Raw genomic sequence first — 20,988 nt, forward strand, 5'->3', positions numbered from 1 at the left:
TCTCAGTGGCTGAAGGCCGCCGCGATCAGGTCGCGGGTGTAGTCTTCCTGCGGATGATCGAAGATCGCCTCGGTCGCACCTTGTTCGACGATCTTGCCGTTCTTCATCACGATGACATGGTCCGACATCGCGCGGATGACCGAAAGGTCGTGGCTGATGAAGACGTAAGACAGGCCATGCTTGTCCTGCAGGTCGCGCAGCAGTTCGATCACCTGACGCTGGACCGAACGGTCGAGCGCAGAGGTCGGTTCGTCGAGGATGACGACCTTGGGCTTCAGGATCATCGAGCGGGCGATCGCGATACGCTGACGCTGGCCGCCCGAGAACTCGTGCGGATAGCGGTTGCGGGCTGCCGGATCGAGGCCGACTTCCTTCAGGGCCGCAATCGCCCGGGCATCCCGCTCGGCCCGGCTGAGCTGCGGCTCGTGCACGTAGAGACCTTCGGTGATGATCTCGCCGACCGTCTGGCGCGGCGATAGCGAGCCGTAGGGGTCCTGGAACACCAGCTGCAGCTGTTTGCGGAAAGGGCGCATGCCGGCCCGGTCGAGGTTCGAGATATCCGCCGTCTCGAAGCGGAACGCGCCGTCGGCTGCGAGCAGCTTCAGCAAAGCGCGGCCGAGCGTCGATTTGCCAGATCCCGACTCCCCGACGATGCCGATGGTCTGGCCCTGGCGGAGCCGGACGCTGACCTGATCGACTGCCCGGAAGGTGCGGTTCGGGCGCAGGAAGCCGCCGCTCCCGATGTCGAAATCGACGGTGACATTGCGGCCTTCCAGAACGACCGGGGCATCGTCAGCCGGCGGTGGCTTTGTGCCAGTTGGTTCGGCGGCGAGCAGCATCTTCGTGTAGTCGTGCTGCGCATTGCCGAAGATCGCGTCGCGGCTTCCCGTTTCGACGATCTCGCCCTTGCGCATGACAGCGACACGGTTGGCCACGTGCTTGACCACGCCGAGGTCGTGGGTGATCAGCACGATCGCCATGCCGAAGCGCTTCTGCAGGTCGGCGAGCAGATCGAGGATCTGCGCCTGGATCGTGACGTCGAGCGCGGTCGTCGGTTCATCCGCGATCAGCACGTCCGGCTCGTTGGCCAGGGCCATCGCGATCATCACGCGCTGGCGCTGGCCGCCGGACATTTCGTGCGGATAGCTGTCGATGCGCCGCTCCGGGTCGGGGATGCCGACGAGTTTCAAGAGTTCCAGCACGCGGGCGCGCGCTTCCGTCTTGCTTAATCCCCGGTGATGGATCAGCGGTTCGGCGATCTGCTTGCCGATCCGGTAGAGTGGGTCGAGCGAGGTCATCGGCTCCTGGAAGATCATGGTGATCTTCGCACCGCGCACCATGTTCAACTCGCTGATCGGCAGGCCGACGATGTTGCGTCCGCCATAGACGGCCTCTCCAGTGACATCGCCGTTCTTGGCGAGCAAGCCCATGATGCCCATCATGGTCTGGCTCTTGCCGGAGCCGCTTTCGCCGACGATGGCAAGCGTTTCGCCCTTCTTCACCGAAAAGCTGATGCCCTTGACCGCCTCGACCGTGCCGTCGGGTGTCGCGAACGTTACCTTTAGGTCGGAAACGTCGAGCACGGTTTCGTTGTTTGTCTTGTCGTCCATGCTCATCGGTCCTTCGGATCCAGCGCATCCCGCAGGCCGTCACCCACGAAATTCAGCGAAAACAGCGTCACCACGAAGAAGATCGCCGGGAAGATCAAAAGCCACGGCGCATTCTGCATGCTGGCGGCCCCTTCCGAGATCAGCGTGCCCCAGCTGGCAAGCGGTGCCTGAACGCCAAGGCCGAGGAACGAGAGGAAGCTCTCGAGCAAGATGACCTTCGGCACGATGACCGTGACGAAGACGATGACTGGGCCGATCGTGTTCGGGATGATGTGACGGCGGATGATCTGCCAGTCGGTCAGCCCCAGTGCTTCCGCAGCACCGACGAATTCGCGGCGCTTGAGCGACAGTGTCTGGCCGCGCACGATGCGGGCCATTTCCAGCCACTCCACCGCCCCGATCACCAGGAAGATCAGGATCACCGATCGCCCGAAGAAGACGACGAGCACGACAACAAGGAAGACAAAGGGCAGCGAGTAGAGGATCTCGACGATACGCATCATCACATTGTCGACGCGACCACCGAGATAGCCCGAGGTCGCGCCATAGACGACACCGATGCCGAGCGAGACGAGGCTGGCCGCGAGGCCCACGGCGAGCGAGATCTGCCCGCCGAGCATGACGCGGACGAGCAGATCACGGCCGTTGGAATCGGTGCCGAAGGGGAAGGTGATCTGGTCCACATTGCCGGATACGGTAAGGCTTCGACCGTCCGCTGCCTGTTCCACGACTTCCGAATTCTTGAATTCGTTGTTGCGATCGAAATAGCGGATCGTGCGGGGATCGATTTCCCCATCCGAGCTGATCACGGCAGTGAAGCGGTCATCCTCAACCGTAAAGCTGTCGAGTGTCACTCTTGCCCGCTGGGCCACGCTTTCGGCCACGTCCTGCAGCGTCTCGGGATCGGGCCGTGGTGTCAGGCTCGGTGGGACGTTGACGTAGGAGGAGAAGACCTGATCGTAGCTGTGCGGTACGAAAAGAGGCCCGGCGAAGGAGAACAGGGTCACGAAAGCCAAAAGCACGCAGCCCGAGATGGCGGCCTTGTTGCGCCGGAAGCGCATCATGGCGAGCTGGGCCAGGCTCCGTCCGGTGATCTCCGGCTGGGGGGAAGCGGTAATATCAGTCATTGCGAACCCTCGGATCGAGCAGGCCATAGGCGATGTCGACCAACAGGTTGAAGACGATCACGAACACGGCGACGAGGATGACGGTGCCCATGACGAGGGGATAGTCGCGGTTGAGCGCACCGAGCACGAAGTAGCGGCCGACACCGGGGATCGTGAAGATTGTCTCGACGACGGCGGAACCGGTCAAAAGTGCGGCGGCACAGGGTGCGAGATAGGAAACGATCGGCAGCATCGCGCCGCGCATCGCATGCGTGACGACGACCACACGCGAGGGCAGGCCGTAAGCTTTGGCCGTGCGGATATGGTCGGTATGCAGCGCCTCGATCATCGCACCACGAGTGAGGCGTGCAAAGACGGCAAGCTGCGGCAGGGCGAGCGCCGTGACCGGCAAGATCAGGTAACGCAGCGAGCCGTCGCCCCAGCTGCCGGCCGGTAGCCAGTTGAGGATGACGGCAAACAAGAGCGTCAGCACCGGACCGACGACGAAATTGGGAATCGTCACGCCGACAGTCGCAAAGGACATGACGGCAAAGTCCAGCGCGCTGTTTTGCCGAAGTGCGGCAACGGTCCCGAGTAGCACACCACCGATCAGGGCGACGAGGATCGCGATCCCACCGAGCTGGATCGAATAGGGCAGGGCCTTTCCGATCAGTTCGGAAACGGTGTTGTCCTTGTAGATGAAGCTCGGACCGAGATCGCCGGTGACGGCATTGCCGATATAGCTCAGATACTGGCTGATCAGCGGCTGGTCGAGTTTGTAGGTGGCCATGATATTGGCCATCGTCTGAGGCGGTAGCGGGCGCTCGAGATTGAAGGGGCCGCCGGGCGCAAACCGCATCAGAAAGAATGAAATAGTGACGACGATGAAGATCGTCGGAACGGCGCTCATGAGCCGCCGGAGAACGAAGGATGTCATGTCCTGCTCCTGAAAGGACGACGCGCGGCGGAGCCGTGCGTCGTCCGGTCACGTGACGAGATTATTCAGCGACGCGGAGGAAGCGGCTGAGATGCTCGTTGGCGGCGTTGTCCTGCCAGCCGCTGACGCGGTCGGAAACCAGCCACAGATTGGCCGTGCTCATCAGCGGAGCGATCGGCTGGTCGCGCATCAGGATGACTTCGGCATCATGCAGGATCTTCTTGCGGGCTTCGGCATCGCCTTCGGTGTAGGACTTGGCCATCAGCGCGTCGAACTCCGGGTTGTTGTACTTGCCGTAGTTGAACGAGGTGTTGGTGGAGACGTTGAGGCCGAGGAAGTTTTCCGCATCCGCATAGTCGGCGACCCAGCCGGCACGAGCCACGTTGAAGGCGCCGCCTTCCTGCAGGTAGGCATAGTGCGAGGCCACGTCGAGGTTGGTCATCGTCACCGTTGCGCCGAACGTGTTCTTCCACATGTCGGCGACAGCGGTTGCCACGCGCTCGTGGTTCGGGTTGGTGTTGTAGCGGATCTCGATGTTGAGCGGCTTGCCGCCTTCACCGTAGCCGGCTTCCTTCATCAGTTCGATCGCCTTGTCTTCGCGGTCGAGCTGCGACATTTCGGCGAAGTCGGCCTTGGCTGCCTCGTAACCGCCGAGACCGTCGGGAACCAACGAATAGGTCGGCAGCTGCGCGCCGGAATAGATTTCCTCGGCCAGGAAGTCGCGGTCGACGGCCATGGAGAGGGCCTGACGGACGCGCACGTCGCTATAGGGCTCCTGGCGGGTGTCGAAGACGTAGTAATAGGTCGAAGCCGACGGCGAAACGCGGACCTGCTCGCCATAGCTTTCCTTCAGGCGGTCGATCTGGTCGGCCGAGAAGTTGTAGACGAGGTCCATTTCCTTGGCTTCGAAACGACGGACCGAAGCGGCCTGGTCATCGATCGGGTAGAAGACGACCTTGTCGATCTGGGTATTGGCGGCATCCCAGTGGTTTTCGTTCTTCACGACCACGAGGTTGTCGTTCGGCACGTGGCTCTCAAGCTTGTAGGCACCGTTGGACACCATGACGCCCGGCTTGACGAAATCCTTGCCGTTCTTTTCGAGGCTTGCCTTGGAGACGGGCAGGGCTGTCTGGTGTGCCAGAAGTTCGAGGAAGAACGGCGTTGCGCGCTCGAGGGTCACTTCGAGGGTCTTTGCGTCGACGGCCTTGACGCCGATGTCTTCCAGCTTCGCTTCACCCTTGTTGGCCTTTTCGGCATTCTTGATCGGGTATAGGATGTTGGCGTATTTCGCAGCGGTTTCCGGGTTCTGGACGCGCTGGATCGAGTAGACGAAGTCTTCAGCCGTTACCGGCGAGCCATCAGACCACTTGGCGTTTTCGCGGATCTTGAAGGTGTAGACGGTGCCGTCATCGGAGATGGTCCAGCTTTCAGCGGCGCCAGGCACGATTTCACCCTTAGCGTCGTAGATCGTCAGTCCCTCATAGAGATCCTTCAAAATGAAGGCTTCGATGTCGATCGAGGTATTGGCCTGATCGAGCGTCTGCGGCTCGCCGGAATTGCCGCGATGAAGCACGACTTCGGCCAGCGCCTGGCTTGCGCCAAACATCAAGGAGGTGAGGAGAAGAGAGGTGCCGAGCAGCCGGCGCGTCTGGATAGACATCGTTTGGAACTCCCAGTTCACGTTAACGGAAAGGGAGAGAAGAATATTCGTGCGAAGGTGGCAAGCCGCATTTTTTGTGGCCACCCTAATTTTAGGGAGGAAATTGGAAGGCTGGCCTGTGACTTGGCACGAAGATTTCGTGTGACCGTTTTGTGGCGAAATAAAATTATAGCGCCAAATCCTGCCTGAAATGCGACAACGCGGCCCGAGGGCCGCGTCTGCAAGGTTTCCGGTGGCTGGGGAAGGAGTCAGATGCGCGGCAGATAGGTCTGGTAGTCGAAGCTCGACACGGTCCTGAGATATGCCATCGCTTCCTTGCGCTTGGTGTCGCCATAGATGCGCTGGTATTCGGCGCCGAAGATTTGCCTGATGAAGGCCGAGGCGCGAAAACGCTCGACGGCGGTCAGGAAATCATAGGTCAGCATATCAGGGTTTTCAGGCGCGCTGTCCGGCGTCGTCACCTGGCCGGGATCGAGATCCTCGTCGAGGCCGAGCAGGATGCCGCCGAGGATGGCGGCAAGAAGCAGATGCGGGTTGGCGTCCGCACCGGCGACACGGTGCTCGATGCGGGCGGCAGGGCCTTGGCTGTCCGGAATGCGGATCGCGGTGCCGCGATTGCCAAAACCCCAGTCGATCTTGTCTGGCGCAAACGAGCCCGGCTGGAAGCGGCGATAGGAATTGGCAAAGGGCGCGAAGATCAGCTGCGCATCCTGCATGCTCCTCAGCATGCCAGCGGTGATCGACTTCAACTTCAACGGATCGCCGCCCTTGGCATCGAGGACGTTTCGACCATCCTTGTCGATGATCGAGGCATGCACATGCAGGCCGGACCCCGCATGATCGCCATAGGGCTTCGCCATGCAGGTGGCCTTGAAGCCGTGGCGGCGGGCGGCGAAATCGACGACGCGCTTCAGGTAGATGCAGTCGTCGGCAGCGGCCATCGCATCCGGCTTGTGCAACAGGTTGACCTCGAACTGGCCGGGGCCGAATTCGGCCGTCGTCGCATCGGCCGGCAGGCCCATGTGGTCGCAATATTCGCGCACGGTCTCGAGGAAGTCTCCCATCGCAGCCGTCGCGCGCATGTCATAGAGCTGGTAGCCCTCGACCTCGCCGTTCATGACAAGCGCCTTCGGTGGCATTGGCACGCCGGTCTCGCGGAAATCCGGCTCCATAACGTAGAATTCGAGTTCGGTGGCAACAACAGGCGTCAGGCCCTTTTCCTCGAAGCGTTTCATCACATTGGCAAGGATCGCGCGCGGGCAGACGTAATGCGGCTCACCATCAAGCGTGTGCATGGTGGCGAGCACCTGCTTGGATCCGGCAGGCCCCCAGGGCAGCGTCGTCAGCGAATTCCGGTCTGGCGTACAGATGCCATCGGGATCGCCCAGCGTCAGCGAGATCTTCGTAATGTCGTCATTATCGTCACCCCAGATGTCGAGCGATTGCGTCGAGGCCGGCAGCCGCACGGTATTCTTCCAGACCTTGTCCTCGGCCTTCAGCGGAATCATCTTGCCGCGCAGGTCGCCATTCATGCCGACGAGCAGCACTTCGATGCGCGCGGAAGGGTCGGCTGCGGGGAAATCGGCGGCCTCGGTCGGTGCTGTCATGAGAAACTCTCGTTGGCTTTCGGGGCGGATTTGGCCGGAGGAACGCGGCAATCGGTGCCTTGCCAAACGCGTTTTGGACGGTCATGTTCGTAGCCGATAATGTTCCGCCTTTCAATGCGAGGCAAGGCAGCCGCACGGACCATGTTTGGCCGTGAAAGCAAGAGCTTCTGCCCCGATCGAGGATCCGACCGATGAACAAGCCAGTAACCGCCGTCTCCAACCTCGGTGCCATCGACGCTGCCCATCATCTTCATCCCTTCTCGGACATGAAGAAGCTGAATGCGGCCGGCACCAAGATCATCACCCGGGCGGAAGGCGTGCATATCTGGGATTCGACCGGCAAGCAGTATCTCGACGCCTTTGCCGGCCTCTGGTGCGTCAATGTCGGCTATGGCCGCAAGTCGATCGCCGATGTGGTCCACGCGCAGATGCTGGAACTGCCCTATTACAACACCTTCTTCGGCACCACGACGCCGCCGACCACGCTGCTCGCCCAGAAGATCGCCGAAAAGACCGGGCCGAAAATCAACCGGGTGTTCTTCTCCAATTCCGGCTCGGAAGCCTCCGATACCTGGTTCCGCATGGCGCGCGTCTACTGGAAGGCGCTCGGCCACGAGACCAAGACGCAGGTGATTGCCCGCAAGAACGCCTATCACGGCTCGACCGTCGCCGGCGCCTCGCTCGGCGGCATGAAGTGGATGCACGAGCAGGGCAACCTGCCGATCGAAGGCATTCACCACATCAACCAGCCCTACTGGTATGCCGAGGGCGGGGATCTGACACCTGAGGATTTCGGCCTGAAGGTCGCCCGCGAGCTGGAAGAGAAGATCATCGAACTCGGCGAGGAAAATGTCGCCGCCTTCGTTGCCGAACCGATCCAGGGGGCAGGTGGCGTCATCGTTCCGCCTTCGACCTACTGGCCGGAAATCAAGCGTATCTGCGCCAAGTATCAGATCCTGCTCGTGGCCGACGAAGTGATCTCCGGCTTTGGCCGCCTCGGCTCGTGGTTCGGACACCAGCATTATGACTTCGAGCCGGACCTCGCGCCGATCGCCAAGGGCCTATCCTCTGGCTACCTGCCGATTGGCGGCGTGCTCGTCTCCGACCGCGTGGCGGAGGTCATGGTCAACGAACTCGGCGATTTCTACCACGGCTACACCTATTCAGGTCACCCGGTGGCCGCTGCCGCAGCGCTCGAAAACATCCGCATCATCGAGGAAGAAGGCCTGGTCGATCGCGTCCGCGACGACACCGGGCCATATCTTGCTCAGGCATTGGCCTCGCTCACCGACCACGAACTCGTCGGCGAGGCCGTCAGTGTCGGCCTGATGGGCGCCGTCCAGATCGCCGCCGACAAGTCCACCCGTCGTCGCTTCAAGAAACCTGACGACACCGGCACCGCCGTCCGCAACCAATGTGTCAACGCCGGCGTCGTGCTGCGCGCCACCGGCGACCGCATGCTCTTCTCCCCGCCGCTGATCATCTCGCGTTCCGAGATCGACCAGGCAGTCGACACTCTGCGCAACGGTCTGGACTGGCTCAAGGACAATCGCGGCGAGGGGTAAGGGGCGCGGCGTCGCCACGTCAATGAGCGAGGAACTGCCCGATGGCGGAAGAGGCAACGAGGAAAAGAGCTACAACTTCTAAGCCAAAGCAGGAGGACGGCGGATCGACAAGGCTCCCGTCATCTAAGGTTGCCCCCGGCACGGTATTGCTTTCCGGCGGGAATCCACAGATCGCCAAGGGCTATGGAGACGCGCCTGTGCAGGCCTACATAGCCGCCATGCCGGGATGGAAAAGTGAACTCGGTCGTCGCCTGGATGCGCTTGTCGAACAGGCGGTTCCAAACGTCAGCAAGGCGGTGAAGTGGAACACGCCATTTTATGGGGTCGAAAGTGGCCGTTGGTTTCTCGCCTTTCACTGCTTTACGAAATACGTGAAGCTCACCTTCTTTGATGGTGCGTCTTTGGATCCTGTGCCGCCGGGAAAGTCCAAGCAGGAGAGAGTGCGCTATCTCGATATCCGCGAGGGTGATGCGCTCGACGAGCAGCAATTTCTCGATTGGGTGCAACAGGCCAGCCGTTTGCCGGGGGAACGCCTGTAGGGCTGCCGTTCGCTCGGTCGAGCACCAAGCCGTCACGGCATGAATTGCCCGCCATTCACGTCGATTGTCTGGCCGGTGATGTAGCCGGACAGCATCTCTGACGCCAGAAAGAGATAGGCGCCGACGCAGTCATCCGGTGTGCCGGTGCGCTTCAAGGGCACGCTGCCGGCCACCTGATCGAGCTGACCTGGCAGCGCGTATTTGTCCTGGAAGGGCGTGGTGATGACGCCCGGCGCCACTGCATTGACCCGCACATTATATTTGCCGAATTCCAGCGCCATGCCCTTGGTGACGGCCGCGACGAAGGCCTTCGACGAGCCATAGACGCCGGAGCCGGCCGTACCGCCGGTGCGGGCGGCGACTGATGTTGTGTTGATGACGAAGCCGCCCTGGACCTTCAAATGCGCGATGGCCGCTTGCGTAGTGGAGAGCACCGAGCGGGCGTTCACATCCATGACCTTGTCATATTGCGCGTCCGTCATCTCTTCATAAAGCACGCGGGCGATCATGCTGCCGGCATTGTTGATGACGCCATCGAGCCGACCGAAGGTCTTGGCGACGTGCGCGACGGCCTCCGCCATGGCTTCCGATGACGCCGCATCGGCTTTCACCAGTACGACGCTGCCACCCGCGGCTTCGATGTCGCGGGCGATGGCATGCGCCGCTTCCGCATTCGAATTGTAGTGCAGACCGACCAGTGCGCCTTGTGCGGCAAAAGCCCGGGCCAGGGCCTCACCGATGCCGCTGGATGCGCCGGTGATCAGTACGGCCTTGCCAGAAAGATCGGGAATGGTGAGTGCGGTCATGGGCGTGTCCTCCTGTTGTCAGACAAGCTTAGAGCGGCCCCGATGTGATTTGGCAAGGCCGCTCTTGTCCATCCAGTTGCAACATGACCTAGGGTATTTCAGGTGAACCCAGGCGTGCTCAGTGCTCTACCGTCCGCGGGTCACGCTGCAGGCTGGGCCGTCTGTTTGCGGACATACCTGGAATAGGCCCAGATGATCGCGACCACGCCCACGATCAGCCCGATCGACAGCAGCGGCCTGACGGCGAACCAGCCGATCGCAATGACCGTCACGCCGACCACAATCGCCAGGACGAACGAGATCAGACCGGTCCCGAAGCCGATCAGGGTGCCGACGAACGGAATGACGTCACCGATCACGCTGTAGATCCGCAGGATGAGGGCAAAGCCGAGGAACAAAGCCAGGATCCCCGCTGCGCGAATGACCCAGCTCAGAATGACGTTGCCGGTCTGGCTGTCGGCGAACATCTTGTCCGAAGTTTCGCGGCCAGCGGCGAGCAGGAAGAGCGTATAGCCGTTTTCCGTGGTATATTCGGCCAGGCGATCACCGCGCTGCATGGCCACGACGCTGACTTCGGGCAGCACGATCTTCTCGAAACGGATCCGGGTGTCCCCGACCTGCGGCGCCTTCTCATCGGCGCCGAAGTAAAGCGCCTGCGTGACGGCCCGGCCCTCGCCGGGATAGCCGAGCGCTTCGGAAGCCTCGGCTGCTGTTTCAGCGGTGATCGGCAAGGCTTGCCGCGTGCCAGCCGAGGCGATCTGCGAGCCCTCCACGCTGAAGGCTCCCAATTGCGCCGATTCCACAACAGTCTCCGAGGACGGCAGCCAGAATTCCGGGTTCTCGTGTCCTGTCGTTTCCTGGAACTCCGAGGAATCCTGGGCTTTTTCGCTCCATTCCTCGGAATAGGTGTAGGTAGTCACGGTTTCTTCGCCGCCGCCCAGCTTCTTCTCGGTCGTGCTGCTCTTTTCCTCGACCCACTGATACATTTCGACTTTGCGCGCCAGACCAATCACGCCGCTTGCGCTGATCCCCGTATCCGCATCGACGACGTCTGCCTGCGGAACCACGGCGCTTTCGATATGCACCAGCTTGCCATCGAGCGCAGGATCGATCCGCGATGCATCGGTGCTGACGACGATCGATTGGCCTTCCACCAGCGATTCATAAGTCGCGACCGATCGTCCTTCGTTCCAGAACAGCGCGACGATTGCCACGATGACGAGAATGAAGCCGAATATGGCCCCTGTCAGCGCCCCACCCAGACGAGAAAACCAAGATGTCGATGTCCTTGTTACCACAGTCACAGCAATCCCCCATTTGCCCAGCGCCCTTGCCGAGTTGCGAGTTTCTAGCAAGTTTCGTTGCTAGGGAAAGTTCTTATCTTGGGGGGATCGAAGGCGGGGCAGGCCGTATTGGCACATCCTCCGCCAGAGGGATCAGCCTCACTGAGGAGACTGATCCGAAAAGCAAGCTTTTCTGCTTGGCGGACCCGTGACGTCGGGAATGAGTTAAGCCGCTTTCCAGTCGAAGGGCAGGGGGGCCTCGCGGAAGGCGAAGCGGTCGAGGTGGCTGGCCACCACGCCCTGATAGGTTTCGAGCTTGTCGGGGTCATCCGTCTCGATCAAGACCGAGAGGCTCGACGCGTCAGACTGCATGGATGCTTTTGCTTCGGGAAACTTCACCACGGCCTTGTGGTTTTCCTCGTCGAGCTCGACGTCGAGCTTGTGCGCCCAGTGCTTGCAGAGTTGTTGCAGATACTTCCAGCCGTTTTCAGTCGGAACGGTTGTCGTGGATTGTGCCATAGTCAGAGCCTTTCGATCTTGCCGACCGCCTCGTCCAGTATGCGGGCGACTTCCAATTGCGTCTCGCGCGTGGTCGTCTCGCGCGACAGACAGTCGTGCAGGGCCTGCTTCAGGTTGTGCATGGCGCGACGCACCGGGGCTGCATCGGTTCTTTCGCTGACTTTTGCAAGGGCTGTCAGCCGCCCCATCGCGGTCGCGACCTCGTCGGCCCGCTCTGCGAGATGTGTTCGGCCGGCTTCGGTGATGGTCATCACCTTGCGTGGCCCGTCGCTCTCATGCTCTTCCGCGAGCCCCATGTCGAGAAGCAGCGTCATGGTCGGATAGACGACGCCGGGCGAGGGGGCATAAGCGCCGCCGGACAGGCTCTCTATTTCGCGGATCAGGTCATAGCCGTGACGAGGCTGGTCCTCGACCAGTTTCAAGAGGACGAGGCGCAGCTCGCCGCCGTCGAACATGCGGCGGCGTTCGCCACGCCCTCTGGGGCTGCCGAAAGGCCCGCCCTGGGGGCCGCCATGGCGCATGGCATGCATCGCCTGGCGAAAGGCGTGGAAGGGATTGCCGCATTCGCCGCGGCCGCTCTGGGAATGTCTCATAATTGTCTCTCGTTCTGTTTGAATTGCATCTAAGATATATCTTAGATCGGACGATGCAAGGCCCGGTCCTAAAAATCTCTCCGGGGTCATGCTGGTCCGGCTCGGGCGCGAGGACTAAGATCGAAGGACGAAACGCAGAGGAGAGCACCGATGAGCGAGAAGCGACACGAATACCAGGTGACCGTGACGTGGCAGGGCAATGCCGGTACAGGAACCTCCGGCTACCGCGACTATGGACGTGATCATCTGATCTCAGCCGCAGGCAAGCCGGATATTCTCGGCTCCGCTGATCCGGCCTTTCGCGGCGATCCCAAGCGCTGGAACCCGGAAGATCTCTTCCTCGCCTCGCTGTCGGCCTGTCACAAGCTTTGGTATCTGCACTTCTGCGCCGTCTCCGGCGTCATTGTCATTGCTTATGAAGACCATGCCGAAGGTGTCATGGAAATGGATGCCAATGGTACGGGGCGCTTTACCGATGTCGTGCTCCGCCCCACCGTTACCATCAAGCGTGGCACCTTTCCGGAGCTTGCGCTGGACCTTCATGGCGACGCTCACGAGAAGTGTTTCATTGCTAATTCGGTGAATTTCCCCGTGCGCTGCGAGGCGAAGATCGTCGAGGCGTGAAAGATGAGGGCGGGGCCGGTCGTGCTCGACGGAAGCTCTCCCTGCGAGGAGACCTGATGGTGCAATTGCAGACGGCGAACCTGACGCTCGCTCCTTGTCGCTCGAGTGACGCTGCCGATTTCATCGCGCTGGAACGCGACCCGGACGTGATGCGCTTTCTGAACGGCGGCGCGGTCGATCACCAGAAGATCGACCCGGAGCAAGCGCCGTTCCTGATGCCGAGAGGCACGGAACCCTATGTGTGGACTGCACGCAGGACGACCGATGGCGCGTTTGTCGGATGGTTCTGTCTGTTTCCGGAAACGGAGATGATCGCCGAGATCGGCTATCGCCTGCGCCGAGCGTGCTGGGGCCAGGGACTGGCGTCGGAAGGAGCCGCGGCGCTTGTCACATGGGGCTTCACCAGCGGTGGCTACGAAAGGATCGTGGCAACCACGATGGCCGTGAACCAGGGTTCGCGACGGGTGATGGAAAAAATCGGCATGAAAGACATGCGCACGGAGTTTGCCGATTTTCCTGATCCCATCCCGGGTTCCGAACACGGCGATGTCTGGTACGCGTTAACGCGCGGCGAATTCCTTGGGCGCTGAGTTTCAGGCTCCCATCAGTTAATTCCCGGCAGGAAGGAAATTCCTGCCGGACGCCATTCTGCCGTTTCTGCCGGCCGCTGCGCTTGCTGCCTTACTGGAATGCCGTCTCGAAGAAGCTTCTGAGCTTGCGCGAATGCAGTGCTTCGGTCGGCATGGCGCCGAGCTTTTCCAGTGCCCGGATGCCAATCTGCAGATGCTGGCTGACCTGCGTCTTGTAGAAGGCCGTTGCCATGCCCGGCAGCTTCAGTTCGCCATGCAGCGGCTTGTCGGAGACGCAGAGCAGCGTGCCGTAGGGCACGCGGAAGCGGAAGCCGTTGGCGGCGATTGTCGCCGATTCCATGTCGAGCGCAATGGCACGTGCCTGGGAAAGCCGCTTCACCGGGCCACGCTGGTCGCGCAGTTCCCAGTTGCGGTTGTCGATCGTGGCAACCGTGCCGGTGCGCATGATGCGCTTCAGCTCGAAGCCCTCATAGCCGGTGATCTCCTCGACCGCGTCTTCGAGCGCCAGCTGCACTTCCGACAGCGCCGGGATCGGTACCCAGACCGGGAGATCGTCGTCGAGAACGTGATCCTCGCGCATATAGGCATGGGCCAGAACATAATCGCCGAGGCGCTGGCTGTTGCGGAGCCCGGCGCAATGGCCGAGCATCAGCCAGGCATGCGGCCGGAGCACCGCGATATGGTCCGTGATCGTCTTGGCATTGGAAGGACCGACGCCGATGTTGACGACCGTGATGCCGCCGTGCCCCTTCTTTTTCAGATGATAGGCCGGCATCTGCGGCAGGCGTCCAAGTGCGACACCCTCGATCGGTTCGGAGTGGCCCGAAGGGGTGAGAATATTGCCGGGCTCGACGAAGGCCGTGTAGTCGCTGTTTCCGTCCGCCATTAGCTTGCGGGCATAGGCGCAGAACTCGTCCACATAGAACTGGTAGTTCGTGAACAGCACGAAGTTCTGGAAATGCGATGCACTCGTCGCGGTATAATGCGACAGGCGCGCCAGCGAATAATCGATGCGCTGTGCCGTAAACGGGGCCAGCGGATGCGGCTCGCCGGGCAAGGGCTCGTATTCGCCATTGGCGATCTCGTCATCTGTGACGGTGAGATCCGGCGTATCGAAGATGTCGCGCAGCTGCATGTCGACCAGGCCACCGGCTGACGCCTCGACATGGGCGCCTTCCGCGAAAGCGAAATGCAGCGGAATGGGGGTTGCCGATTCAGACACCGTAACCGGCACCTGATGATTGCGCATCAGAAGCGCCAGCTGCTCTTTCAGATAATGGCGGAAGAGCTGCGGCCGGGTGATCGTCGTCGTGTAGATGCCGGGCGAGGTCACATGGCCGTATGAGAGGCGGCTGTCGACATGGCCGAAGCTCGTCGTCTCGATGCTGACCTGAGGGTAGAAGGCGCGGTAGCGGCCTTCGATCGGCCCACCCTTGGCGAGCGCCGAAAAGGCGTCGATCAGGAAGGTGGTATTGCGTTCGTAAAGGACGGTCAGCGCATCCACGGCCGCCGTCGCATCTGTGAAGACCTGAGGCGCAAAGGGCTCAGGGCTGATGGAGTTCTGGGGTGCTGGGGACAGGATTCGTGTGTTCATGGCGCATTATAGGAGACGAAATCTGACAAGCAAACGACGTCATGAGGGATGCGTCAAGATTTCTTCGGAGCCGCTTGCGCGCCTGGCTTCGATCAGAAGGTCGGGCGGCAGCTGTTGAGGCCGGTCGGCGCGCAGCTTGCGACGAGACCCGAAGACAGATGCCGCACGGACGGCTGAGTGTTGACGACGAGCTGCGCGAACATGAAGGCGAAAAGCGCCATGCTCAAAGAGATGATGGTGAGACGCCGTGTCAGCTTGGCCATGTCCTTGCTCCTTTCCGATCTGTTGAGAACGGTATAGCGGAGCGGGTCTGAATGCTGGCTGAGATGCGGGTTCATCTGGCATTCAGAAGGGTTAATTGAAATGCGGGGCGTCTGGAAATACCTCTTCCCTCGGTCTGGCTTCCGGTCATAATGGAAACCGACGGGCACCGTCCCGTCCAGCTCTCCTTACCGAATGGCCTCGCCTTTGGTGCACCGTCACCATGCGCCCCGCCGTCCGGCAACAGGGTTTCACCCATGACTGAAAAACACGAAGTCACCCTCCGGTTCGGGCGCATTGCCGCGACCTTGCCCGTCAAAGACATGGAGCGGGCCCAAGCCTTCTATGTCGACCTGCTTGGATTTCAAAAGGTCTTCGAGAACGGTAGCCCCGTCGGCTTCATGATCCTGCAGCGCGACGACGCCGAACTGCATCTCACCCTTCAAAGGAACCACAAGGCTGCTGACTTCAACATCGCCCACATGATGGTCGAGAATATCGACCATCTGCACGACCTCGTGCAGCAACGAGGTCTAAGGGTGGTGAAGCGTCTTCAGGACAAGGATTACGGCCTGCGGGCCTTCGTCTTCGAAGATCCGGATGGCAATCGCATCGACGTGGGCCAGCCCCTGTGATCAATCCTTGAATGCCAAAGGGCGCCGGTTGTAGCCGGCGCCCCTTTGCGGTTTTCAAACGGCGATCGCCTCAGAGACGCGACCAGGTCTGCGTCTTGCAGAGCACGGCCATGACACAGCCCCGCATCTTCAGCGAATTGCCGGAGACGGAACCGGAGCCCGCATAGGTCTTGTCGGTTTCCGGATCGGTGATCTCGCCCTTGTAGCTGTCGCCGCTGCCGGACATCTTGCCGATCTGCTTGCCGTTGTGCTTGCCGCTCTTCAGCGTCACGCAATAGGCGCCGCCGCACGGTGCGATCTGGGCCGTGGCGCCGGATGCCGTTTTCCAGTTGCCTTCGATGGGCTCGGCGGCCTGGGCTGTGAAGGCCGAAAGCGCGAGGGCTGCCGCAATGATGATGGAACGCATGGTCTGATCTCTCCTCCCGAGATGATGGTCCTCTCCCGTGGTCGGAGACGGTCCTCTCCGCAGCCGTCCAACGGTTAAGAATTATCTTACGCACACGTAAAGGTAAAAGCAATCCGCCGCGAAAAGCGAGCGGTGGAAAGCCTCAGATCGCAGCAAATCCTGTACTTCTGCGAATTGCCTTCCGGAAACATGGTGAAAAATCGGTTGATTTGTCAGCGTGAAGCTTTCGTAAATTTTGAGCGGAAATCCTTGGGTTGCAGGGGAAGCGATGCTTAACGGAATCCGAAGTTTACGAAGCTTTTGTACTTTGTTTTCAGCAAATTAAGGATGCATTTTAAGCGAGTTTTGAAGACCGTTTGGCATAGTGGACCCATCAAACGAGCAGGGAAAAACCCCGCCAAACCCGACCAAAGCGAGAATGACCGGACAAAGATCCGGCGCCGTTTCGGAAGGGCCCGCAAGGGAAAACAGGGACGACCGAGAAACTAGGCAAACAGGGACAAAACCAATGGCACGCTTTGAAATGCACAATTCCGAAAATGCCACGATGGGTGGCGAAACCCGGGCTGATGTCTTCCGCGACATGGGTCTGATGTATGCAACCGGCCGCGGTTGCCCTGTTGATCTGGTGTCGGCACACAAGTGGCTGAACATTGCCGCGATCAAGGGCTGCGACCGCGCTGCAGAATTGCGCGCCGATCTCGCCCAGACCATGAGCAAGATCCAACTCGCCGAGGCGCTTCGTGCCGCCCGCGAATGGATGACCATGCACTGACGATTTCCGGCCGCGACCGCGGCAGGAGAATGACAAGAATAACCCTAAGTGGGGAACGTGGCGGGGACCTTTGGACGGGGCCAGGGCCAACACTTTTCAAAGACCGCGACCGGCAGGAACAAGGCCGGCGCGGTCTTTTTCATTGTGGCGAGGTCAGTTGAGCGCCTTCAAGACCTTTGGCAGTGCCGCTTCGAAAAGGTCGAGATCTTCAGGCAGGCCTGCCGAGACCCGGATGCAACGGTTGAGCGGAGCGACGCCGGGCATGCGGATGAAGACGCCGTGCTCCATCAGGCCGTCGACGATGGCCCGGGCATAGACCCCGTCGCGGCCGCAATCGATCGCCACGAAATTGGTGGCAGAGGGCAGGGGGCTGAGACCGTTCGCGCTCGCGATGCTGGCGATCCTGTCCCGTGCCGCCTTGATCCGCCCGACGACGTCGTCGAGATAGCCCTGGTCAGCGAGCGCCGCCAGAGCCGCCTCGGTCGACAGGCGCGGCATGCCGAAATGATTGCGGATCTTGTCGAAGGCCGAGACTGTGCCAGGCGTGCCGATGCCATAGCCGACACGGGCACCCGCCAGGCCATAGGCCTTGGAAAAGGTGCGGGTTCGGATCACGTTCGGCAGGTCGATCAGCGCATCTGCGGATGGGATCGACCCTTCGGGTGCCGTCTCGCTATAGGCTTCATCGAGGATGAGAAGCGTGGTCGAAGGCAGGGCACGGGCAAACGCGACAATGCTGTCTGAATCCCACCAACTGCCCATCGGATTGTCGGGGTTTGCGAAATAAACGAGCGGCGCATCTTCCGTTTTGACCAAGGCCAGGAGAGCGTCGAGATCTTCCCGGTCGTCCCGGTAGGGAGCCGTGACCAGGCGCCCGCCAAACCCGTTCACATGAAAATTGAAAGTCGGATAGGCACCGAGCGATGTGACGACAGGCATGCCGGGCTCGATCACCAGCCGCACGATCAGCCCGAGCAGGTCGTCGATGCCTTCGCCGATCACGAAGTTCTCAGGCTTCAGCCCGAGATGCGCGGCGAGCGCTACCTTGAGGGCATTGTTTTCCGGATCATTGTATTTCCAGATCTCGCCCGATTTCTCGGCGATCCTGGCAAGTACGGAAGGTGCCGGGCCGAAGCCGCTCTCGTTTGCGCCGATGCGGGCGCGAACCGCAAGGCCCCGTTGCCGTTCAATGGCTTCGGGACCGACAAAGGGCACGGTTGCGGGGAGCGAGGCGGAAAGGGGCGTGAAGCGTGAAAAGGCGGTCATTGCGAAGCGGCATCCGGAGGTCGAGAGCGATCCGCTCACCATAAGTGCCGCCGCAGCCGAAGCAAGCCGGATCCGCGGCGATCAGACCTCATCTGCCAGGAGAGATTTTCTCAGCGACCGAGGCGTGCGCCGTTGCCGTTCTGGAAAGGCTTGAGCGGCGTATTGACGGCGTCGCCAAGCATGAAGTCGGCGCGGACGATCCGGTGCAACATGTGCTCGGAGATCGGTGCGATGAACTTCACGCCGACCCTGTTGCCGTTGCGATAGGCCTCGGCGCATCCGATCCGGTCGGCAAGGCCGACGATCTGCAGATAATAATGAGAGGAGAGGCCAATCGCAGTCGTGAGTTCGATCGCTGCACCGCCTTGCGAAATGTCGACCACTTCGCAGCTGCGGATCGTGATACCAGTGAGGCCGGGGCGAACCGACATCACCTTGGCCGGCCGGCGAACATAAAAGCGCTCCCATTTGCGCTCGTACATTTCCGAGCGTACCCCAGCCAGATGCGTCGCATTTTCCATCGCCATGACCGGCTCCCCAAACTCTTCTGGCTCACACTGTGAGCACTAATATTTGCAGTAGCATCAATAAGATCGCTCAAATTTTACCAATGCTGAATATTCAGTTTCAACGGACGTCCCGGCAAGCGCAGGCCGCGCTGGCGCCCGCAAGAGGGCGCAAGCGGTGATCAGCCGGCGCGAGATCTCAGTGGCTTGTTTCGAAGGAAAGCCTGACGACACGGTGCAGGAATTCGGGGTCGATCAACATGTTGAAGCCGACCGTGAGCTTTTCGGCTTCGCGGCGGATCAGCGTGCAGCCGATGTCATCGTGAATGCCGAGGATCTCCAGAAAGAAGTTCGGCGGCACCTGGACATGCGGCGAGACGTCGAGATCGGCGCCATAAAGCGAAATCGTCCGGATGAGGCAGCGCTGCGACCGCGCCATGCTGAGATGGTGGCCGACAAACACGATCTTGCCGGGGCGATCGATCTTGAATTTCTCGAAGATCTGATCCCGAGGGATGTCCGATTTTGCGTCCGGTATCCTCTGCAAGGGCATGCTACCCTCCCACGGTGTCAAGTTAGAATGACATGCTAGCCCATGTCCGTTACCAGATCCTGCATGCAAACCGTAAAATCCAGACGAGCTCTCAAATTGGCAAGATTTGCCAGCGACTTCGTCGGTTGGCGGTCTGTGCCGTTTTTGGTCGGGGATGCCGTCGGTAGCAATCAGCGAGGATGTGCACGCCGTTTACAATGAACGGTTTCGACCGGCGAGCCCTAGGCCAACTTGACCGCAAACCGCCACAAAGCTAGGCCTTGCTGCATCGCGTCGTGGCCACTCTTCTGGCCGCGATTCTGATTTGGACGGCATACGGCAGGGAGTGCATCACGTGGCGGAGCGACTGGTGATTATCGGGGCAGGGCAGGCGGGTTTCGCTCTGGCCGCGAAACTGAGGGCGCTGAAGGACGAGCGGCCGATCACCATCGTCGGCAACGAGCCGGTCCTGCCCTATCAGCGGCCTCCACTTTCCAAAAAATATCTGCTCGGCGATATGGACTTCGATCGACTGCTGTTCCGGCCCGAAGCCTGGTATGGCGAGAACGGGGTCGAGATCTGCCTGTCGACGCCGGTCGAAGCGATCGATCGTGACAAGCGCGTGGTCAAGCTGTTTGACGGCAGCGAGATCCCTTACGAGACCCTCGCCATCGCCACCGGTGCGACGCCGCGCCGTCTGCCGGCCGCGATCGGCGGTGATCTCGAGGGCGTCTACACGATGCGCGACAAGGCCGATGCCGATCGTCTGGCCGATGAGATGAAACCGGGCCATCGACTTCTCATCATCGGCGGCGGTTATATCGGTCTTGAGGCCGCAGCCGTCGCCCGCAAACTGGGTCTCGACGTCACGCTGATCGAAATGGCCGACCGCATTCTTTCCCGTGTCGCCGCTTCGCAGACGGCGGATGCGATCAGGACGATCCACGAATCCGAGGGCGTGCACATCCACGAAAAGACGGGTCTGACCCGGTTGATCGGCGATGAGGGCAGGGTAAAGGCCGCCGAGCTCTCGGACGGGCGCGTCATCGACGTCGACCTTGTCATCGTCGGGATCGGTGTGACCCCAAACGATCGGCTTGCCGGTGATGCGGGGCTTGAGGTTCAAAACGGCATCGTCGTCGACAGCTTTGGTCGCACGAGCGACCCTGCCATCTTCGCCATGGGCGACTGCGCCGTCCAAGCGTGGAATGGCGAGCAGGTGCGGCTCGAATCCGTACAGAATGCGGTGGATCAGGCCGAAGCGGTTGCAGCCGTAGTCGCGGGGGGATCCGAGCCCTATCGCCCGAAGCCCTGGTTCTGGTCTGACCAGTATGATGTCAAACTGCAGATCGCTGGCTTCAATCTGGGCTATGATCAGACAGTGCTTCGCCCCGGTACCCGCGAGGGTAGCCTCTCGATCTGGTATTTCCGCAAGGGTGTCTTTATTGCCGTTGATGCGATCAACGATGCCAAGGCCTATGTGACCGGCAAGAAGCTCCTGGATCTCGGTCGGCCGGTCGATCCTGTCTCGATTGCCGATCCCGCGCTCGACCTGAAGAGCCTGATGGCCTGAG

At 60.9% G+C, this 20,988-nt stretch carries 22 protein-coding genes; 7 read left to right on the forward strand and 15 right to left on the reverse strand.

Annotated elements, in window-relative coordinates; all coding sequences use genetic code 11:
- Positions 1 to 2 precede the first annotated feature (2 nt).
- The 5 genes from BW978_RS11850 to BW978_RS11870 form a co-directional block, all read right to left on the reverse strand.
- A complete protein-coding gene (locus tag BW978_RS11850) occupies positions 3 to 1,610 on the reverse strand; it encodes an ABC transporter ATP-binding protein (RefSeq protein WP_076395366.1) in 1,608 nt (535 codons plus the stop codon).
- Positions 1,611 to 1,612: 2 nt separating this feature from the next.
- Positions 1,613 to 2,737: an ABC transporter permease gene (locus BW978_RS11855; RefSeq protein WP_076395368.1), complete on the reverse strand. Its 1,125-nt coding sequence runs from the start codon at positions 2,735 to 2,737 to the stop codon at positions 1,613 to 1,615.
- Positions 2,730 to 3,653 (reverse strand): oligopeptide ABC transporter permease OppB, encoded by a 924-nt coding sequence (gene oppB, locus BW978_RS11860; RefSeq protein WP_076395370.1) that lies wholly within the window; start codon positions 3,651 to 3,653, stop codon positions 2,730 to 2,732. The genes BW978_RS11855 and oppB overlap by 8 nt, the downstream gene beginning before the upstream one ends.
- 61 nt (positions 3,654 to 3,714) lie before the next feature.
- Positions 3,715 to 5,313, reverse strand: a complete 1,599-nt coding sequence (locus BW978_RS11865; protein ID WP_076395372.1) for a peptide ABC transporter substrate-binding protein — start codon at positions 5,311 to 5,313, stop codon at positions 3,715 to 3,717.
- Between the two features lie 248 nt (positions 5,314 to 5,561).
- Entirely contained in the window at positions 5,562 to 6,920 is a 1,359-nt protein-coding gene (locus BW978_RS11870; protein WP_076395374.1) for a glutamine synthetase family protein, read from the reverse strand.
- Between the two features lie 191 nt (positions 6,921 to 7,111).
- On the opposite strand from BW978_RS11870, the gene BW978_RS11875 reads away from it, so the two are divergent.
- Together BW978_RS11875 and BW978_RS11880 are read left to right on the forward strand one after the other, a co-directional pair.
- The gene (locus BW978_RS11875; protein ID WP_076395376.1) at positions 7,112 to 8,485 is read left to right on the forward strand and encodes an aspartate aminotransferase family protein; all 1,374 of its coding nucleotides are present in this window, start codon (positions 7,112 to 7,114) and stop codon (positions 8,483 to 8,485) included.
- 41 nt (positions 8,486 to 8,526) lie between these two features.
- Positions 8,527 to 9,024, forward strand: coding sequence for a DUF1801 domain-containing protein (locus BW978_RS11880; RefSeq protein ID WP_076395377.1), 498 nt, complete (start codon positions 8,527 to 8,529; stop codon positions 9,022 to 9,024).
- A 32-nt stretch (positions 9,025 to 9,056) separates the two neighbouring features.
- Here BW978_RS11880 and BW978_RS11885 read toward each other — a convergent pair whose 3' ends face one another.
- The 4 genes from BW978_RS11885 to BW978_RS11900 form a co-directional block, all read right to left on the reverse strand.
- On the reverse strand, positions 9,057 to 9,830 hold the full coding sequence (locus BW978_RS11885; RefSeq protein WP_076395379.1) for an SDR family NAD(P)-dependent oxidoreductase: 774 nt from the start codon (positions 9,828 to 9,830) through the stop codon (positions 9,057 to 9,059).
- 140 nt (positions 9,831 to 9,970) lie between these two features.
- The gene (locus tag BW978_RS11890) at positions 9,971 to 11,134 is read right to left on the reverse strand and encodes a TMEM43 family protein (RefSeq protein ID WP_139330489.1); all 1,164 of its coding nucleotides are present in this window, start codon (positions 11,132 to 11,134) and stop codon (positions 9,971 to 9,973) included.
- Between the two features lie 204 nt (positions 11,135 to 11,338).
- Positions 11,339 to 11,632 carry a DUF2218 domain-containing protein gene (locus BW978_RS11895; protein ID WP_076395381.1) on the reverse strand — a complete coding sequence of 98 codons (294 nt, stop codon included), beginning with the start codon at positions 11,630 to 11,632 and terminating at the stop codon, positions 11,339 to 11,341.
- Between the two features lie 2 nt (positions 11,633 to 11,634).
- On the reverse strand, positions 11,635 to 12,225 hold the full coding sequence (locus BW978_RS11900) for a PadR family transcriptional regulator (protein ID WP_076395383.1): 591 nt from the start codon (positions 12,223 to 12,225) through the stop codon (positions 11,635 to 11,637).
- Between the two features lie 150 nt (positions 12,226 to 12,375).
- Here BW978_RS11900 and BW978_RS11905 point away from each other — a divergent pair, with 150 nt between their 5' ends.
- Positions 12,376 to 12,849 (forward strand): OsmC family protein, encoded by a 474-nt coding sequence (locus BW978_RS11905; RefSeq protein WP_076395385.1) that lies wholly within the window; start codon positions 12,376 to 12,378, stop codon positions 12,847 to 12,849.
- A gap of 56 nt (positions 12,850 to 12,905) precedes the next feature.
- The gene (locus tag BW978_RS11910; RefSeq protein ID WP_083697573.1) at positions 12,906 to 13,439 is read left to right on the forward strand and encodes a GNAT family N-acetyltransferase; all 534 of its coding nucleotides are present in this window, start codon (positions 12,906 to 12,908) and stop codon (positions 13,437 to 13,439) included.
- A 91-nt stretch (positions 13,440 to 13,530) separates the two neighbouring features.
- On the opposite strand, the gene BW978_RS11915 is transcribed toward BW978_RS11910, so the two are convergent.
- The gene (locus BW978_RS11915) at positions 13,531 to 15,033 is read right to left on the reverse strand and encodes an AMP nucleosidase (protein WP_076395386.1); all 1,503 of its coding nucleotides are present in this window, start codon (positions 15,031 to 15,033) and stop codon (positions 13,531 to 13,533) included.
- A gap of 92 nt (positions 15,034 to 15,125) precedes the next feature.
- Positions 15,126 to 15,296 (reverse strand): hypothetical protein, encoded by a 171-nt coding sequence (locus BW978_RS23550; protein WP_175616878.1) that lies wholly within the window; start codon positions 15,294 to 15,296, stop codon positions 15,126 to 15,128.
- 255 nt (positions 15,297 to 15,551) lie between these two features.
- On the opposite strand from BW978_RS23550, the gene BW978_RS11920 reads away from it, so the two are divergent.
- On the forward strand, positions 15,552 to 15,929 hold the full coding sequence (locus BW978_RS11920; protein ID WP_076395388.1) for a glyoxalase superfamily protein: 378 nt from the start codon (positions 15,552 to 15,554) through the stop codon (positions 15,927 to 15,929).
- Positions 15,930 to 15,999: 70 nt separating this feature from the next.
- Here the strand turns inward: BW978_RS11920 and BW978_RS11925 are convergent, their stop codons facing one another.
- Positions 16,000 to 16,335, reverse strand: a complete 336-nt coding sequence (locus tag BW978_RS11925; RefSeq protein WP_076395390.1) for a DUF2147 domain-containing protein — start codon at positions 16,333 to 16,335, stop codon at positions 16,000 to 16,002.
- A gap of 508 nt (positions 16,336 to 16,843) precedes the next feature.
- On the opposite strand from BW978_RS11925, the gene BW978_RS11930 reads away from it, so the two are divergent.
- Complete coding sequence (locus BW978_RS11930; RefSeq protein WP_006727350.1) at positions 16,844 to 17,110, forward strand: SEL1-like repeat protein; 267 nt, start codon at positions 16,844 to 16,846, stop codon at positions 17,108 to 17,110.
- 153 nt (positions 17,111 to 17,263) lie between these two features.
- Here BW978_RS11930 and BW978_RS11935 read toward each other — a convergent pair whose 3' ends face one another.
- From BW978_RS11935 to BW978_RS11945, 3 genes are all read right to left on the reverse strand, one after another.
- On the reverse strand, positions 17,264 to 18,376 hold the full coding sequence (locus tag BW978_RS11935; RefSeq protein ID WP_076396488.1) for a pyridoxal phosphate-dependent aminotransferase: 1,113 nt from the start codon (positions 18,374 to 18,376) through the stop codon (positions 17,264 to 17,266).
- Positions 18,377 to 18,486: 110 nt separating this feature from the next.
- A complete protein-coding gene (locus BW978_RS11940; RefSeq protein ID WP_240532579.1) occupies positions 18,487 to 18,897 on the reverse strand; it encodes a PilZ domain-containing protein in 411 nt (136 codons plus the stop codon).
- A gap of 184 nt (positions 18,898 to 19,081) precedes the next feature.
- A complete protein-coding gene (locus BW978_RS11945; protein ID WP_006727353.1) occupies positions 19,082 to 19,435 on the reverse strand; it encodes a hypothetical protein in 354 nt (117 codons plus the stop codon).
- Positions 19,436 to 19,769: 334 nt separating this feature from the next.
- Here BW978_RS11945 and BW978_RS11950 point away from each other — a divergent pair, with 334 nt between their 5' ends.
- Positions 19,770 to 20,987, forward strand: coding sequence for an NAD(P)/FAD-dependent oxidoreductase (locus BW978_RS11950; RefSeq protein ID WP_076395392.1), 1,218 nt, complete (start codon positions 19,770 to 19,772; stop codon positions 20,985 to 20,987).
- Position 20,988 lies beyond the last annotated feature (1 nt).

The sequence above is a fragment of the Rhizobium sp. RU33A genome, from assembly GCF_900156055.1.
In the GTDB taxonomy this organism is placed as follows: Bacteria; Pseudomonadota; Alphaproteobacteria; order Rhizobiales; family Rhizobiaceae; genus Allorhizobium.

Excerpts from the sequence above, each read along its gene's own strand:
- BW978_RS11850 (WP_076395366.1), bottom strand. The coding sequence starts at position 1,610 with ATGGACGACAAGACAAACAACGAAACCGTGCTCGACGTTTCCGACCTA.
- BW978_RS11855 (WP_076395368.1), bottom strand. The coding sequence starts at position 2,737 with ATGACTGATATTACCGCTTCCCCCCAGCCGGAGATCACCGGACGGAGC.
- oppB (WP_076395370.1), bottom strand. The coding sequence starts at position 3,653 with ATGACATCCTTCGTTCTCCGGCGGCTCATGAGCGCCGTTCCGACGATC.
- BW978_RS11865 (WP_076395372.1), bottom strand. The coding sequence starts at position 5,313 with ATGTCTATCCAGACGCGCCGGCTGCTCGGCACCTCTCTTCTCCTCACC.
- BW978_RS11870 (WP_076395374.1), bottom strand. The coding sequence starts at position 6,920 with ATGACAGCACCGACCGAGGCCGCCGATTTCCCCGCAGCCGACCCTTCC.
- BW978_RS11875 (WP_076395376.1), top strand. The coding sequence starts at position 7,112 with ATGAACAAGCCAGTAACCGCCGTCTCCAACCTCGGTGCCATCGACGCT.
- BW978_RS11880 (WP_076395377.1), top strand. The coding sequence starts at position 8,527 with ATGGCGGAAGAGGCAACGAGGAAAAGAGCTACAACTTCTAAGCCAAAG.
- BW978_RS11885 (WP_076395379.1), bottom strand. The coding sequence starts at position 9,830 with ATGACCGCACTCACCATTCCCGATCTTTCTGGCAAGGCCGTACTGATC.
- BW978_RS11895 (WP_076395381.1), bottom strand. The coding sequence starts at position 11,632 with ATGGCACAATCCACGACAACCGTTCCGACTGAAAACGGCTGGAAGTAT.
- BW978_RS11900 (WP_076395383.1), bottom strand. The coding sequence starts at position 12,225 with ATGAGACATTCCCAGAGCGGCCGCGGCGAATGCGGCAATCCCTTCCAC.
- BW978_RS11905 (WP_076395385.1), top strand. The coding sequence starts at position 12,376 with ATGAGCGAGAAGCGACACGAATACCAGGTGACCGTGACGTGGCAGGGC.
- BW978_RS11910 (WP_083697573.1), top strand. The coding sequence starts at position 12,906 with ATGGTGCAATTGCAGACGGCGAACCTGACGCTCGCTCCTTGTCGCTCG.
- BW978_RS11915 (WP_076395386.1), bottom strand. The coding sequence starts at position 15,033 with ATGAACACACGAATCCTGTCCCCAGCACCCCAGAACTCCATCAGCCCT.
- BW978_RS23550 (WP_175616878.1), bottom strand. The coding sequence starts at position 15,296 with ATGGCCAAGCTGACACGGCGTCTCACCATCATCTCTTTGAGCATGGCG.
- BW978_RS11920 (WP_076395388.1), top strand. The coding sequence starts at position 15,552 with ATGACTGAAAAACACGAAGTCACCCTCCGGTTCGGGCGCATTGCCGCG.
- BW978_RS11925 (WP_076395390.1), bottom strand. The coding sequence starts at position 16,335 with ATGCGTTCCATCATCATTGCGGCAGCCCTCGCGCTTTCGGCCTTCACA.
- BW978_RS11930 (WP_006727350.1), top strand. The coding sequence starts at position 16,844 with ATGGCACGCTTTGAAATGCACAATTCCGAAAATGCCACGATGGGTGGC.
- BW978_RS11935 (WP_076396488.1), bottom strand. The coding sequence starts at position 18,376 with ATGACCGCCTTTTCACGCTTCACGCCCCTTTCCGCCTCGCTCCCCGCA.
- BW978_RS11940 (WP_240532579.1), bottom strand. The coding sequence starts at position 18,897 with ATGGAAAATGCGACGCATCTGGCTGGGGTACGCTCGGAAATGTACGAG.
- BW978_RS11945 (WP_006727353.1), bottom strand. The coding sequence starts at position 19,435 with ATGCCCTTGCAGAGGATACCGGACGCAAAATCGGACATCCCTCGGGAT.